Origin of the sequence: Pseudomonas sp. TH37 (genome assembly GCF_016650735.1) — a bacterium.
GTDB lineage: Bacteria > Pseudomonadota > Gammaproteobacteria > Pseudomonadales > Pseudomonadaceae > Aquipseudomonas > Aquipseudomonas farris.
The window spans coordinates 1-12,968 of sequence record NZ_JAEKFD010000008.1 but is presented as its reverse complement, the minus strand read 5'-3'; the positions used below and the strand labels follow the sequence as shown (position 1 = coordinate 12,968).

12 protein-coding genes are annotated in these 12,968 nt (G+C 59.1%); 4 read left to right on the top strand and 8 right to left on the bottom strand.

Going from position 1 to position 12,968, the window contains the following annotated elements:
- Nucleotides 1–50: 50 nt before the first annotated feature.
- From JFU11_RS19705 to JFU11_RS19695, 3 genes are all read right to left on the bottom strand, one after another.
- Complete coding sequence (locus JFU11_RS19705) at nucleotides 51–755, bottom strand: hypothetical protein (RefSeq protein WP_123719931.1); 705 nt, start codon at nucleotides 753–755, stop codon at nucleotides 51–53.
- 137 nt (nucleotides 756–892) lie between these two features.
- On the bottom strand, nucleotides 893–2,419 hold the full coding sequence (locus JFU11_RS19700; RefSeq protein WP_201061877.1) for a HAMP domain-containing sensor histidine kinase: 1,527 nt from the start codon (nucleotides 2,417–2,419) through the stop codon (nucleotides 893–895).
- Complete coding sequence (locus tag JFU11_RS19695; protein ID WP_201061876.1) at nucleotides 2,416–3,132, bottom strand: response regulator transcription factor; 717 nt, start codon at nucleotides 3,130–3,132, stop codon at nucleotides 2,416–2,418. Before JFU11_RS19695 ends, JFU11_RS19700 begins: the two co-directional genes overlap by 4 nt.
- 153 nt (nucleotides 3,133–3,285) lie before the next feature.
- On the opposite strand from JFU11_RS19695, the gene msrB reads away from it, so the two are divergent.
- The 3 genes from msrB to msrA are packed head-to-tail and all read left to right on the top strand — an operon-like array spanning nucleotide 3,286 to nucleotide 6,367.
- The gene (gene msrB, locus JFU11_RS19690; protein ID WP_201062017.1) at nucleotides 3,286–3,801 is read left to right on the top strand and encodes a peptide-methionine (R)-S-oxide reductase MsrB; all 516 of its coding nucleotides are present in this window, start codon (nucleotides 3,286–3,288) and stop codon (nucleotides 3,799–3,801) included.
- A 43-nt stretch (nucleotides 3,802–3,844) separates the two neighbouring features.
- Nucleotides 3,845–5,632, top strand: a complete 1,788-nt coding sequence (locus JFU11_RS19685; RefSeq protein WP_201061875.1) for a cytochrome c biogenesis protein DipZ — start codon at nucleotides 3,845–3,847, stop codon at nucleotides 5,630–5,632.
- Nucleotides 5,633–5,659: 27 nt separating this feature from the next.
- A complete protein-coding gene (gene msrA, locus JFU11_RS19680) occupies nucleotides 5,660–6,367 on the top strand; it encodes a peptide-methionine (S)-S-oxide reductase MsrA (protein ID WP_201061874.1) in 708 nt (235 codons plus the stop codon).
- A gap of 8 nt (nucleotides 6,368–6,375) precedes the next feature.
- On the opposite strand, the gene JFU11_RS19675 is transcribed toward msrA, so the two are convergent.
- The 3 genes from JFU11_RS19675 to JFU11_RS19665 form a co-directional block, all read right to left on the bottom strand.
- Nucleotides 6,376–6,780: a GNAT family N-acetyltransferase gene (locus JFU11_RS19675; protein WP_123719926.1), complete on the bottom strand. Its 405-nt coding sequence runs from the start codon at nucleotides 6,778–6,780 to the stop codon at nucleotides 6,376–6,378.
- Nucleotides 6,777–7,790 (bottom strand): sensor domain-containing diguanylate cyclase, encoded by a 1,014-nt coding sequence (locus JFU11_RS19670; RefSeq protein WP_123719925.1) that lies wholly within the window; start codon nucleotides 7,788–7,790, stop codon nucleotides 6,777–6,779. The genes JFU11_RS19675 and JFU11_RS19670 overlap by 4 nt, the downstream gene beginning before the upstream one ends.
- 244 nt (nucleotides 7,791–8,034) lie before the next feature.
- Nucleotides 8,035–8,940: a LysR family transcriptional regulator gene (locus JFU11_RS19665; RefSeq protein ID WP_201121350.1), complete on the bottom strand. Its 906-nt coding sequence runs from the start codon at nucleotides 8,938–8,940 to the stop codon at nucleotides 8,035–8,037.
- Between the two features lie 102 nt (nucleotides 8,941–9,042).
- On the opposite strand from JFU11_RS19665, the gene JFU11_RS19660 reads away from it, so the two are divergent.
- Nucleotides 9,043–10,218 carry an aspartate aminotransferase family protein gene (locus JFU11_RS19660; RefSeq protein ID WP_201061871.1) on the top strand — a complete coding sequence of 392 codons (1,176 nt, stop codon included), beginning with the start codon at nucleotides 9,043–9,045 and terminating at the stop codon, nucleotides 10,216–10,218.
- Nucleotides 10,219–10,315: 97 nt separating this feature from the next.
- Here the strand turns inward: JFU11_RS19660 and JFU11_RS19655 are convergent, their stop codons facing one another.
- Nucleotides 10,316–10,834, bottom strand: a complete 519-nt coding sequence (locus JFU11_RS19655; RefSeq protein ID WP_201061870.1) for a hypothetical protein — start codon at nucleotides 10,832–10,834, stop codon at nucleotides 10,316–10,318.
- 16 nt (nucleotides 10,835–10,850) lie between these two features.
- Entirely contained in the window at nucleotides 10,851–12,788 is a 1,938-nt protein-coding gene (locus JFU11_RS19650) for an alkaline phosphatase D family protein (protein WP_123719921.1), read from the bottom strand.
- Nucleotides 12,789–12,968: the final 180 nt, after the last annotated feature.

Sequence of the window (12,968 nt, the reverse complement as noted above, 5' to 3'; positions counted from 1 at the left end):
AAGCCCCGCCTTTGAGAGAAGAGCGGGGCTTTTTTGATTAGCGTTTAGCGTTACTGCGCGGCGATGCTGTAGCCGTCGAACGCGGTTTGCTGCTGGAGCGCGGTGATGATGTTCTTGCGGTTGACCGCTTGTTCGGCCCCGGCATTGTCCAGGAAGGTTTCGCTTTCCAGCTCGGCTTCATCGCCTTCGCCGACGAAAGTGAAGCCCAGGAATTCCAGCGCTTCACGGTCAACGTTCAGGCGCGAGCGCGGGGTGCGCAGGGGCAGGGTGACGCTGATGCCGTCCTTGCTGATGGTGAACACTTCGACTTCTTTCTTGGCGCGCGCCGCTTTGCTCTTGCCGCTGCTCGGGTTGCTGATGGCCTGGTGAGTCTGGTTCAGTACCTTCAGCGCCAGACCATAAACGATTTCCTGGAACGCCGGGTCGTCCTTGAAGCTGGACAGAATGCGGCTGATCGAGAATTTGCTGCTCAGGTCTTCCAGGGCGGCGATGTCGGCTGCTTCGGCGTCTTTCAGTTGCTTGAGTTCGCCCATCAAATCGTAGGCTTTGTCGTCGTCGAAGCTGTCATGAGCCTGGCGAATCGCGGCGCGCAGCTCGCGGATCTGGTCGCTTTCCCGGGTGGATTGAAAAGCGTCCAGAACCATCTCGCTGATGGTCTTGGCCTGAGGCACATGCTGTGAAAGATTGATGGAGTTTTCGTATTCCGCTTTGGACGACAAGGTGACTACGGATTCAGCGGTATTGGAATCGGACATTGAAATTTCACTACTTCTTTAACTTGGATTGAGGCGAGAAAGCACGAAGCCTTTTCAGGCCGCCTAATCTATTGGACCGAGGCTGCGTTGTCACGGATGAACAGGCGGCTGGTCAGCATTTTTGCCGGCGCTGTCGACTATTTCCCTATCGAATTTATATTCATCGAACGAACCACCCATTGTTCTGCCGTTTGCTCGTCCACCGGCAAGGAGAAGCGAAAGGTCGCGCCGCGTCCGGGCATATCGATCAATTCGATCTCGCGACCGTGCAATTGCAGGATCCGATGCACGATCCGTAGCCCCAACCCGCCATCGCGCCGTGCGCCGCCAATATTGAACGGACGCAGGAACAGACCTTCGCGCAGTTCAGGATCGATGCCGGGGCCGGTGTCGCTGACCGTCACTTCGATAAAAGCTCCCTGAGGGCGGAGGCTGAGTTCGACTTCTCCGCCCTGAGGGGTATGGCGCAGGGCGTTGTCGAACAGGTTGGTCAGCACCCGCTCGATCAACCCCAGATCTGCGCAGGCCACGGCGACGTTGGGGGAGAAGGTGGCCTTGAGTTCGATCTGGCGTGCTTCGGCGCTGAGTTCGAATTTCTGAAAGATGTCCTGCACCAGATCGGTCAGGGAGAAGCGCTCCAGCACTGGTTGCACGAAACCGTGTTCCAGCCGCACCAGTTCCAGCAGCGATTGCGCCAAGCCGCCGACCTTGCGGCTTTGATCCAGAGCGATCCCCAGATAACGGCGGCGGTCGGCGGGGGACAATGTGGCGTCCTTGAGTGACAGGGTTTCCAGGTAACCGTGCAGCGAGGCCAGCGGTGTGCGCAGGTCGTGGGAGATGTTCGCCACCAATTCCCGACGCTCCTGATCCTGGCGGGTCAGCGAGCGCCATTGTTCGCCGAGGCGCGCTTGCATCTGCCGGAAGGCGGCGTCGAGTACGGCAATTTCATCGTGGCTGGCGGCTTTTTCTACCGGCTCTGGCTCGGGCAAGGCGGGCGGTGCCGACGGAACACCATTGATATCGAACTGACTGACTTTCTCGGTCAAGCGGCGCAATGGCCGGGTGATCAGGCCAAATGCGGTGAGGCCGGCAATCAGGCACAGCAACGCCACCAGCCCAATGGACAACAAAGCGGTATTGAGCGCTGCGCTGGTGGCGCCGCGTTCGGCGAAGCGGTCATGCTCTTCGCTGAGCAACACCACATAGAGATAACCGGCCGGTTGACCGTTGACCCGTAATGGCGCGGCGCTGAATACCTTGCTGCCATCGACGCTGCGCGGATCGTCGCCGAGAATCGGCAGGGCCTCGTCTTTGAGCAAACGCTGGATCGGCGCCAGATCGACCCGTTCTCGGCGAATCCGGCCTTCGGGTGCGGCGCTGCCGACAATTCGGCCTCCGGTGTCCAGCAGATAGACCTCGACACTGGGATTGACCAGCATCAGCTGGCTGAACAATTCACGCACGGCATTGGGCATCGGGCCATTGCGGTCCATCAGCACCGTGTCTCGGGCGATATGTTGCGCCAGATCCCGCGACAAACCCTGCACCACTTCCAGTTCATGCATGTGGTTGGAGCGCACCTGCATCCATGCCGAGGTGCTGTAGCACACCAGCAACAGCACGGCGAACACCAGGGACAGGCGTTGGGTCAGGGGCAACCTCATGACTGCTCTCCGCTCGTCGCGAATTTGTAACCACGCCCCCACACCGTGAGGATGCGCGCCGGTTGCGCCGGATCGGCTTCGATCTTGGCCCGTAGGCGGTTGATGTGGGTGTTGACCGTGTGCTCGTAGCCTTCGTGGCTGTAGCCCCACACCGCGTTGAGCAGGTCCATGCGCGAGAAGACCTTGCCGGGCTGACGGACGAAAAAGTACAGCAGGTCGAACTCCCGCGGCGTGAGGTCAAGACGCCGGCCATCGAGGGAGACTTCACGTGTGATCGGGTCGATGGACAGGCCACCGCTGATCAGACTACCAGCGTCCATTTTCAGGTTACGGGCCATGGCGTCGACCCGTCGCAGCAATGCCTTGACCCGTGCCACCAGTTCTAGCATGGAAAAGGGTTTGGCCAGGTAATCGTCGGCACCGAGTTCCAGCCCCAGAATCCGATGGACTTCGCTGGAGCGCGCACTGGTGATGATGATCGGTGTGTAGCGAGCCATGGCCCGGGCGCGGCGGCAGATTTCCAGGCCGTCGACGCCGGGCAGCATCAGGTCGAGGATCAGTGCGTCCCAGCTTCCTTGCTGCAGCAGTCGCATGCCCTCATCGCCATCGGCGCAGTGCACCACCTCGAACTGCTCATCGCGAAGATGCAGGCAGATAAGGTCGGCGATATGCAGGTCGTCCTCGACCACCAGGACGCGTTTGGTCTGTTCCATGGAGCTCAATCCTTTGTGACGCAATGAACACATTGTGCGGGTTTTCCTGAGGCTGAGTTATCACGAATTGTTTAACTCCTCGTGAGGATTTGGCGATCAACTCAAGCCTAGGCTGTGTTCCATGCAAGGCATCTGAAATTTTGGAGAAGGCCCATGTTTTCACGGCGACAGTTTCTTGTAGCGAGCGGCGGGCTGGGGGCTGCAGCCCTGGTGATTGGTGTATTGCCAAAATTTTCCGCAGGCGTTGCGTTGGTCGACGAGGCCCGTGCGGTGGAGGTTTTTGAAGTGACTCACAGCGATAGCGAATGGCGCGCGCTGCTTAGCTCCGAGCAGTACGAGATCCTGCGCGAAGAGGGCACCGAACGGGCCTACAGCAGCCCGCTGAACAACGAGCATCGGGAGGGCGTTTTTGCCTGCGCCGGTTGTGATCTGCCGTTGTTTTCTTCCGACACCAAGTTCGACAGCCGCACTGGATGGCCGAGTTTCTGGGCGCCACTGGACAACGCGGTGGCCACCCGTCAGGACCGCTCCTTCGGCGTGTTGCGCGAAGAGGTCCACTGCCGTCGTTGCGGCGGTCACTTGGGTCATGTTTTCGAAGACGGGCCAAAGCCCACCGGTCTGCGCTACTGCATGAACGGCCTGGCGCTGACTTTCAAGCCACAGGTGTAATCCATGGGCACTTCCTTTCACTCACTTCACGCAGGTCGACGTTATGTGGCTTCTGGTTCTCGCTTATCTCGGTGGTGTGCTGACGATCGTCAGCCCGTGCATTCTGCCGGTATTGCCCTTTGTCTTCGCTCGCACCGGGCAGCCGTTTATGAAGAGTGGCTTGCCGCTGCTGGCGGGAATGGCGCTGACCTTCGCGCTCGTCGCCTCGTTGGCGGCGGTGGGCGGCGGTTGGGTGGTGCAAGTCAATCAGTACGGTCGTTGGCTCGCGTTGCTGTTCGTTGCACTGTTCGGGCTGACGCTGTTGCTGCCCCGGTTGGCCGAGCGCCTGACGCGTCCGCTGGTGGCGGCCGGCGGTCGGCTGTCGGAAGCCGCGGCTGCCGATACCCGGCCGCGCCCCGGCGCTTCGTTGCTGATCGGTGTCGCCACGGGCCTGCTCTGGGCGCCCTGCGCCGGGCCGATTCTGGGCCTGCTGTTGACTGGCGCGGCGCTGCAAGGGGCAAACATCGCCACCACCTTGTTGCTACTGGCTTATGCGGCCGGCGCCGCCACCTCTCTCGCCGCGGCATTGCTGCTAGGCGGTAAAGTCTTCACCGCGATGAAGCGCTCGATAGGTGCGGGCGAGTGGCTGCGTCGAGGTTTGGGAGTCGCGATGCTGGCCGGTGTGGCGGCAATCGCTTTGGGGCTGGATACCGGCATTCTGGCGCGGGTCTCGACAGCCTCCACCGGAGGAATCGAGCAGGCGTTGGTAAGCCGGTTCTCCGGTAAGTTGCCGACCGGCAGTGGGGCGATGATGTCGCAGATTCCACGGGGCGGCGATCAACCCGCCGGCAGTATGAAAATGACCGCCAGGATACCGGGCGAACTACCGATTGAAGGCAACCTTCCATCGCTGGACGGCGCTGTGCAATGGCTCAATTCACCCCCTCTCACCACCCAGGCCTTGAAGGGCAAGGTTGTGCTGGTGGATTTCTGGACTTACTCCTGCATCAACTGCCTGCGCACCCTGCCGTATGTGAAGGCCTGGGCCGAGAAGTATCGCGATCAGGGCTTGGTGGTGATCGGCGTCCATACGCCCGAGTTTGCCTTCGAACGTGATGCAGGCAACGTCACCAAAGCCATGAAAGATCTGGGCATCACTTATCCGGTGGCAATCGATAACGACTACAAGGTCTGGCGTGCTTTCAACAACCAATACTGGCCAGCCCACTATTTTGCCGATGCTCAGGGGCGCATTCGTTATCACCATTTTGGTGAAGGCAAATACGCCGAATCGGAGCGAGTGATTCAGCAACTGCTGCGTGAAGCGGGCGCCGCGAAGGTCGCGGACGGGCTGATCAATGCTCGTGCCGAGGGTGTCCAGCTCGCCGCGGACATGAGTGAAGTGCAATCGCCGGAAACCTATGTCGGCTACCGACGGGCGGAGCATTTCGTTGCTGAAACCGATCTGGCGCCAGACAAGGTGGCGGCCTATAGCCCGCCGTCACAATTGGCCCTCAATAACTGGAGCCTGGAGGGTCAGTGGACTGTCGGTCCGGAGCGGGCTGTTTCAAACGCACCGGCCAGTCGTATCGTTTACCGCTTCCACGCTCGCGATTTGCATCTGGTTTTGGGCCCCGGTGCTGACGGTCAACCGGTGCGTTTCAAAGTGTTGATTGACGGTAAGCCCCCTGGTGATGCCCACGGTGTCGACGTGGCGCCCGATGGCAGCGGCAGTGTCACCGAGCAGCGGTTGTATCAATTGGTACGCCAGACCGCAGGCGTAAAGGACCGGACATTCAGCATTGAGTTTCTCGATCCCGGTGTGTCGGCGTATGCGTTTACGTTCGGTTGATAGCCTCATTCATTCAGGAGACATCCCATGAAAACCTCATTCAACTGGCGTCGCACCCTGCTGGGATTGGCCTCCGCCAGTGTTATCGGTCAGTGCGCAGCGTTCTCGTTCGGAGGCACCGAAGAGGCGGTCATCATTCCGCCACCAACTCTTGACGAGAACACTCAAGTGCGCAGTGAAACGGCAATTTTTGCCGGCGGTTGCTTCTGGGGCGTCCAAGGGGTATTTCAACACGTCAAAGGGGTGAAGAATGCCGTCTCCGGTTACGCTGGCGGCGCCGCTGAAACCGCTAAGTATGAGCGGGTCAGCAATGGCGATACCGGTCATGCGGAGGCCGTCGAAGTCACCTACGACCCCGCTCAAGTCAGCTATGGCAGTTTGTTGCAGATCTATTTCTCGGTAGCTCACAACCCCACCGAACTCAACCGTCAGGGCCCGGACAGCGGCACCCAGTATAGATCGGCGCTTTTCCTGAAAAACGCTGAACAGCAACGCGTCGCCCAGGCCTACATCGCACAACTCGACGCCGCCCATTCGTTCAACAAACCCATCGTCACCAAACTGGAAACCTACAACGGCTTCTACCCGGCGGAGGAGGAACATCAGGACTTCCTGACCGAGCACCCGACGTACCCTTACATCGTGATCAATGACCTGCCGAAGGTGGCGCAGTTGAAGCAGCTGTATCCGGATAGGTATCAGGCGAAGCCGGTGTTGGTGAAGGCTGGTCAATAGTGCATTGGCTACTTCAAGCGTGAGCGTTCCATGGCAATGGTCGACGTTTCAAAGCCCAGCTTTGAAAAGAAATCCGAAGCGCCTTCACGGCCTGCTCGCAGAACCCAGGTAATGGCGGTGTTGTCGCCCATGACATGCTCAACCAGTGCGCGACCGACGCCTTCACGTCGATGCTGCCCACACACGACAACCATCGACAGATAACCGTTGGATAAACCATCGGTGATACCTCGGGCAAACCCGACGATGTGGGAGTCCTTTATCGCAAGAGCTGTACGTTGGGAATCAGCGATCAGTTGCGCGAAATGCTCAGGTGAGCCGGTGCGGTGAGCCCACCCATTCGCCCCAAGAAAAAGTCGCACCGACTCGACATCCGAGGCCCGCACATCACGGATAAGCACGGCAGTATTCACCCTGAAATCAAATTCTTGCCCGCAATCTTCGACCGATACAGCGCCTGATCGGCCCTGGCCAGCAGCCCTGTCTGTTGTTCTTCTTCAAAACGTTGCACCACGCCAAAACTCATGGTCACTTGATAGTCCCCGACCGGCAGCAGGCTCGACAGGCCGTGGCGGATTCTTTCAGCGAGCGCCCTGGCGTCGGCCAGCGAAGTATTGGGCAGGATCATGATGAACTCGTCGCCGCCCCAGCGCGCCAACAAATCGCCTTCGCGCACGCAGTGCTTCACGCTCTCGATTACCTGTACCAACGCCGCATCACCCAGGGCATGGCCGTAGTGATCGTTGATGTTTTTGAAGTCATCGATGTCCATGGCGATCAGCGACAGGGGTTGGCGAAAGCGTTGGGCGCGATCGCATTCCTGGGGCAGGGCTTTTTCCAGTCGATAGCGATTGGCGATGGAAGTCAGCACATCGGTTTCCGCCAGTTTGCGATTCTCTTCGAGTTGAATCTGCAACTGCTGATTGACCCGAGACAACTCGCGAGTGCGTTCTTCGACGATGGCTTCGAGGGATTGATTGCGCCGTTCCATTTCTTCGAACAGGCGTTTCTTGTCTTCGATACTGCGGTGCGCGCCGACCATTCGTGCCACCGAGCCGTTGGCATTACGTGCCAGCACATAGCCGCGATCTTCGATCCAGGTGTAAGTGCCATCTCGCATGCGGCAGCGATACTCGGCTTGATAGCCGGGTGCGCGCTGATTCAGGTAGTCATCAAACAGCGCCATGACTCGTGAATAATCGTCGGGATGGATCACGTTTTCCCAGGTCAGCACGTTGTTATCCAGGGAATGAGGCGGATAGCCGAGCATCTCGTACCACCCAGGGTTGCGGTAGACGAACCCGGTGTTGGCGTTCCAGTCCCAGATGCCATCGCTGACCAGTTCCAGAATGGTGTGCAGCATGTCTTCGTTAAAATCTGACAGATTGAACTTCAACGGCTCGATATTCGATGCCTCACCCATCATCGGTCTCCCTGCCGAACTGATATTAACGTGACTCGCCAGTCGAGGAGATTAGTTCATGGGGTATTGCCCCTGCTAGGGGGCGTTCTCAATTAGTTTCCCCGCCGCGTTGTCGCCTTAAAGCGGGCCAGGCAAGGCGCAGGCCGCTGTGGGAATGGTTGTTCCCTTTCCAAGGCCTGCAACGCAGCCTGACCCGCTTTAAGGCACAACCCGGCGCGGTGGGGAAACTAATTGAGAACGCCCCCTAATGCTTGCCCCACCTCTGCAGCGCAAAGTCGACGAAGCTGCGCAATTTCGGCAAACGGTAGCGGTCCTGGGCGTACACCAGGTTCATCGGCCGACTCGGCAATTGGTAGTCCTGCATCAAAGCCACCAGTTTTCCGTCCTGAAGGTCCTGCTCCACCAAGGCATCGGGCACCATCACGATGCCCATCCCGGTTCGCGCCGCTTGATGCAGCCCCGCCGAGCTGTTGATCAGCATCGGTCCGCTGACCTCCACCATGACTTCGCCTTCGGGTCCCCTCAGGCGCCATTGTTTGGCTACCGAGTGCCAGTCATCTCCGGCCGGGTAGGCGAAGGCCAGGCAGTCATGGTGTTGCAGGTCGGTAGGTTTTTCCGGAGTGCCTCGGCGCGCCAGGTAGTCCTTCGAAGCGCACAGGGTCATCGTGTAGTCGATGAGCGGGCGCGCGATCATGTTGGACATCTCGGTAGTGCCCAAGCGAATAGCCACATCGAAACCGTTGTCGAGCAGATCCAGGCGCTGGTTGGTCAAAACGACGTCGAGTTTGACTTGCGGACAACGCAGGGCGAATTCACTCAAGGCCGGCGCCAGCCGTTCGGTGCCGAAGGTCAGCGGCGCGGTGATGCGCAGGGTGCCGCTCGGCTCGTCGAGGGTCTGTTCGGCCAGGCGTTCGGAATCGGCCACCAACCCCAATACCTCGAGACAACGTTGATAGTACGCCGTGCCGAATTCCGTCAGCCGCTGGCGTCGTGTCGTACGGTTAAGCAGGCGCACGCCCAGACGTTGCTCCAGGGCTCGAAGATGATTGCCGACCATGGTCGTCGACATTTCGCACTGCAAAGCGGCGGCGGTCATGCTGCCGGCTTCCACCACACTTACGTAAACGGTCATTGCCTGGAACAAATCCATTATCAAGCCCAGCTTTAAAATGATTGAAGTGTTGCGGTGTTTATCCAGCTCAGGTGGCTAACCATACTGCAAAAACACCGACTATTAATGGAGTTTGATGTCATGACCGCCGCCTGCCTGATGAGCACCTACCAACCCTTGGCCCTGAGTTTCAACAAAGGCCTGGGCACGCGCTTGTGGGATCAGGCCGGTCGCGAATATCTGGACGCGGTGGCGGGCGTGGCGGTGACCAACGTCGGCCATTCCCATCCGCGCATTGTGTCGGCCATCAGCGAACAGGCCGGGCTGTTGTTGCACACCTCCAACCTGTACAGCATCGACTGGCAACAGCAGCTGGCACAGAAACTGGTTCGGTTGTCTGGCATGGACCGGGCGTTCTTCAACAACTCTGGCGCCGAAGCCAATGAAACCGCGCTGAAACTCGCGCGGCTTTACGGCTGGCATAAAGGTATCGAGCAGCCGCTGGTGGTGGTCATGGAAAACGCCTTTCACGGTCGTACTCTTGGCACCTTGTCCGCCAGTGACGGCCCGGCGGTGCGCCTGGGCTTTAATGAGTTGCCAGGGAATTTCATTAAAGTGCCATTCGGCGACCTCGCGGCGCTGGAGGCGGTGCAACACGCCCACGGCCCGCGCATCGTGGCGATCCTGATGGAGCCGATTCAGGGCGAAAGCGGTGTGCAAATGGCGCCGCCCGGTTATCTCAAAGCAGTACGCGAACTTTGCAACCGGCGCTCCTGGCTGCTGATGCTCGACGAAATCCAGACTGGCATCGGCCGCACCGGCCAGTGGTTTGCGTTCCAGCACGAAGGCATCATCCCGGACGTCATGACCCTGGCCAAAGGCCTGGGCAATGGCATCCCCATCGGCGCCTGCCTGGCCCGGGGCAAAGCCGCCGACCTGTTTACCCCCGGCAGCCACGGCAGCACGTTCGGCGGCAATCCGCTGGCATGCCGAGTGGGATGCACCGTGCTGGAGATCATTGAGGAACAAGGCCTGCTGGAGAACGCCAAACTGCAGGGTGAACGCTTGCTCGCCAGATTGCGCATCGAGTTGGCGGATGACCCCAACGTCCTGGCGATTCGCGGCCAGGGCTTGATGATCGGCATCGAACTCAAACAACCGATTCGCGACCTGACCTTGATTGCAGCCCGCGATCACGGCTTGCTGATCAACGTGACACGGGGCAAGACCATTCGCCTGCTGCCACCGTTGACGATTGATGAGCGGGAAGTGGAGATGATTGTCAGAGGAGTTGGTCGGGCGGTGAGCGCCGCCTGACTTCTCCTGGATAAACGCATTCCCCTGTAGGAGCAGCCTTCGGCAGCTCTTACAGGATCGGTGTCTGCGTCAGTGGAATCAGGAACGATCAGTCGGTTTATTGCATCGTACTGACGAAAGCCGTGACTTCATCCCGATTCATCAGTTGAAGTTTCGAACCGCTAAACCCTTCGAACAAGCGCTGATGCGCGGCAAATCCACTGGACTCTTCACGAGTACGATAGCTACTGGCCCATTCCAGTAACGCTATCAGTAACTCGTCATGCTCAGCGCGCTTTGCCTCTCGCTGGCGAATATGACTGACGCAGTCTTCGTCCTCCAGGCATAGCCAGATCAGCGCCGTCGCCTGTTCCACAAGTTCACTGACCATCCACCCATACACACCCTCGATAACCCAACGATTTTTGCTCGCCGCCACACGCGCCATTCCCAATGCCTCGGCGCGGGGACGAGCGATGCTGTGTTCATCGGATATCCAGTGAATCAAGTCGAGATCGATCCAGGGCACTTGTAGGTGCTCGGCCAGTCGTTTGGCCAGCCAACTCTTGCCCGAGCCGGAGTTGCCGATGATCAGGGTTCGGGTGAGGTTCATGCTGTGCAGGTAATAACTGCTCATGGCAACTCGGGCAAAGTCATTCAACCGCTTCGGAAATTTCAGGCGCAATCATCCGCGTCTTCGGCGATCCATCCGCATTGAATTGATAAATATCTTGCGGCTGGCCCTTTTCATTGAAGAACACTTGGCCGATCCCTGCCGAGTTCCACAGCCGTTCCCCGGCTTCGGCGTGTTCGGGAATGTGCGGAACAATGCGCATGCGCCGGCGCTTGGTCAGCCAGTTCAGCGGCGAGCGGGGCGAGTAGAGCCAGCGGTTGAGGCGGTCGAACCATTCGAGCAGCGCTGGCGGAAACTCGTTTTTGATCCCGCTGCTGGTGATCTGCCAGATTCGTGGGCCGGCCTTGCGGTGTCGGATCAATACTTCATAGACGAAGGAATAATGCACATCACCGGACAGCACCACGTAGTTACCGGGTGTGCGGGAGTGTCGGAAAATGTTCAGGATCACCTGGGCCGCGCCGCGATGAGCCATCCAGTTTTCGGCGTCTACCAGCAGCGGATAGCCGCACCAGCTAAACACTCGTTGCACGGTTTCGATCAGTTTGACGCCGAAAATCGGCGCTGGCGAAACGATGATCGCCGAGGGATGATCGAGCAATTCCTGTTGCAGTTCGCTGAGTGCCTCCCAGTCCAGCAGACCCGACGGTTGCTTGAGGTTCATCTCGCTGCGCCAGCGTCGGGTGCGGGTGTCGAGCACCACCAGCGCCGGGCGGGTGGGCAGCACGTAATGCCACTTCTGAAAACTCAGCAGTTCATCGATCAAGCTATCCTGGACGTCGCTGTCGAGGTAATGGTCTTGCCCCGTGGTACTCAATAGACGGGTTTTTTCCAGCATGCTGCCAAATGCATCCGGGTTGTTGCCCCAACCTTGGCACAACATATAAGCGAGCAGCGCGTTACCGATGATGCGCTTGGAGAACGGATGGCCGTAGGCCGTTTCCTCCCATTGCGCGGAAAGATTCCAGTCATCGGTAATATCGTGGTCGTCGAAGATCATCAGGCACGGCAGATGCGCCATCGCTCGCCCCACACCACCCAGCCCCATCTTGAACGCATCGATGCACGTCTGCTCCAGGGCATAGCGCTTGCGTCGTTCGGGCGTCAGTGCCGGTGGTTGCGGTGCGATCAGTGTCCAGGACGTTGGCGACCATACTAATAGGTACATGGCCATGACCTCGGCGAAGGTCACCAAATGATTGTCGGCGCTGCTACTGGTAAAAATCGGCTTACGCGCTCCACCGAAAAATCGTTCGCGCAGGGTTTCGTTGCTTTCAAGCGCCGGTAACAAATCCGCACGATGGTAGTAACTGGCCGGGTGTTCATAGAGCTTGGCGCTATCGCTGACCACCGCACCGTCGAGGTGTTCGTCGAACAGCCCCAGACGCTCGATCAAGGCATGAATTGCCCGTAACATCGGCCCCGCGACATCATCCGCATATACCTGATCGCCACTCATCATTAATAGTGCGGGGCGCTTGCAAGCGTCCTGCTCGGACTCCAGCAACCGATCGACGCACAGCAAACCATCGGCAGCCGGATGGTGAGGTTTACGGCAGGAGCCATGCAGCAACTGATCGATGCGCGAGCGCAGCACGAAATTCGGGCAATGCGCTTCGCCGTATAGCAGATGCGGCGCCCACTCGGCGATGCCCGACGGCGTGCCATCCGCTTCGGTGATCAGCAGGTCGTACTCGATCAACGTGTCGCAGGGCAGGGCGGCATCCAGTGGCACATCTATCAAATGAATGAAGGCATGAGTACCGACCGGGATGATCGTGCATTGCCCCGCGTCGAGACGGATATCGATTCCTTGCAGGCGCAGCGTCAGTGGCAGCGCACGCGATCCCACCAGCCACAGCAGCAGTCGCGTGGGTTCCAGGCGCCGTAATAGCGGGCCGACGAGGATCGGTGGCAAAGGAGAGTGATCGGCGGGCAATGGCAAAGATACGGGCATCCGGGTTCAAGACTCTTGGTGCTGAGAGGCGGGCGATGATAGCGCAGTGGGAGGGCAAGCCGAGGCAGCGGTATATTCTGGTGAGTTCTCCTATATAGAAGGGGAATGCGCTGTTTTCCGGCTTTGCGCAAGTTATTGATAGAAAGGCGTAATCAGGGGTTGACGGCAGATTCTGGAAGT

Bases quoted from the DNA above. Each gene is read 5' to 3' on its own strand.
- JFU11_RS19660 (WP_201061871.1), top strand. From the start codon at position 9,043: ATGACCGCCGCCTGCCTGATGAGCACCTACCAACCCTTGGCCCTGAGT.
- JFU11_RS19695 (WP_201061876.1), bottom strand. From the start codon at position 3,132: ATGGAACAGACCAAACGCGTCCTGGTGGTCGAGGACGACCTGCATATC.
- msrA (WP_201061874.1), top strand. From the start codon at position 5,660: ATGAAAACCTCATTCAACTGGCGTCGCACCCTGCTGGGATTGGCCTCC.
- JFU11_RS19670 (WP_123719925.1), bottom strand. From the start codon at position 7,790: ATGGGTGAGGCATCGAATATCGAGCCGTTGAAGTTCAATCTGTCAGAT.
- msrB (WP_201062017.1), top strand. From the start codon at position 3,286: ATGTTTTCACGGCGACAGTTTCTTGTAGCGAGCGGCGGGCTGGGGGCT.
- JFU11_RS19685 (WP_201061875.1), top strand. From the start codon at position 3,845: ATGTGGCTTCTGGTTCTCGCTTATCTCGGTGGTGTGCTGACGATCGTC.
- JFU11_RS19665 (WP_201121350.1), bottom strand. From the start codon at position 8,940: ATGGATTTGTTCCAGGCAATGACCGTTTACGTAAGTGTGGTGGAAGCC.
- JFU11_RS19705 (WP_123719931.1), bottom strand. From the start codon at position 755: ATGTCCGATTCCAATACCGCTGAATCCGTAGTCACCTTGTCGTCCAAA.
- JFU11_RS19650 (WP_123719921.1), bottom strand. From the start codon at position 12,788: ATGCCCGTATCTTTGCCATTGCCCGCCGATCACTCTCCTTTGCCACCG.
- JFU11_RS19655 (WP_201061870.1), bottom strand. From the start codon at position 10,834: ATGAGCAGTTATTACCTGCACAGCATGAACCTCACCCGAACCCTGATC.
- JFU11_RS19700 (WP_201061877.1), bottom strand. From the start codon at position 2,419: ATGAGGTTGCCCCTGACCCAACGCCTGTCCCTGGTGTTCGCCGTGCTG.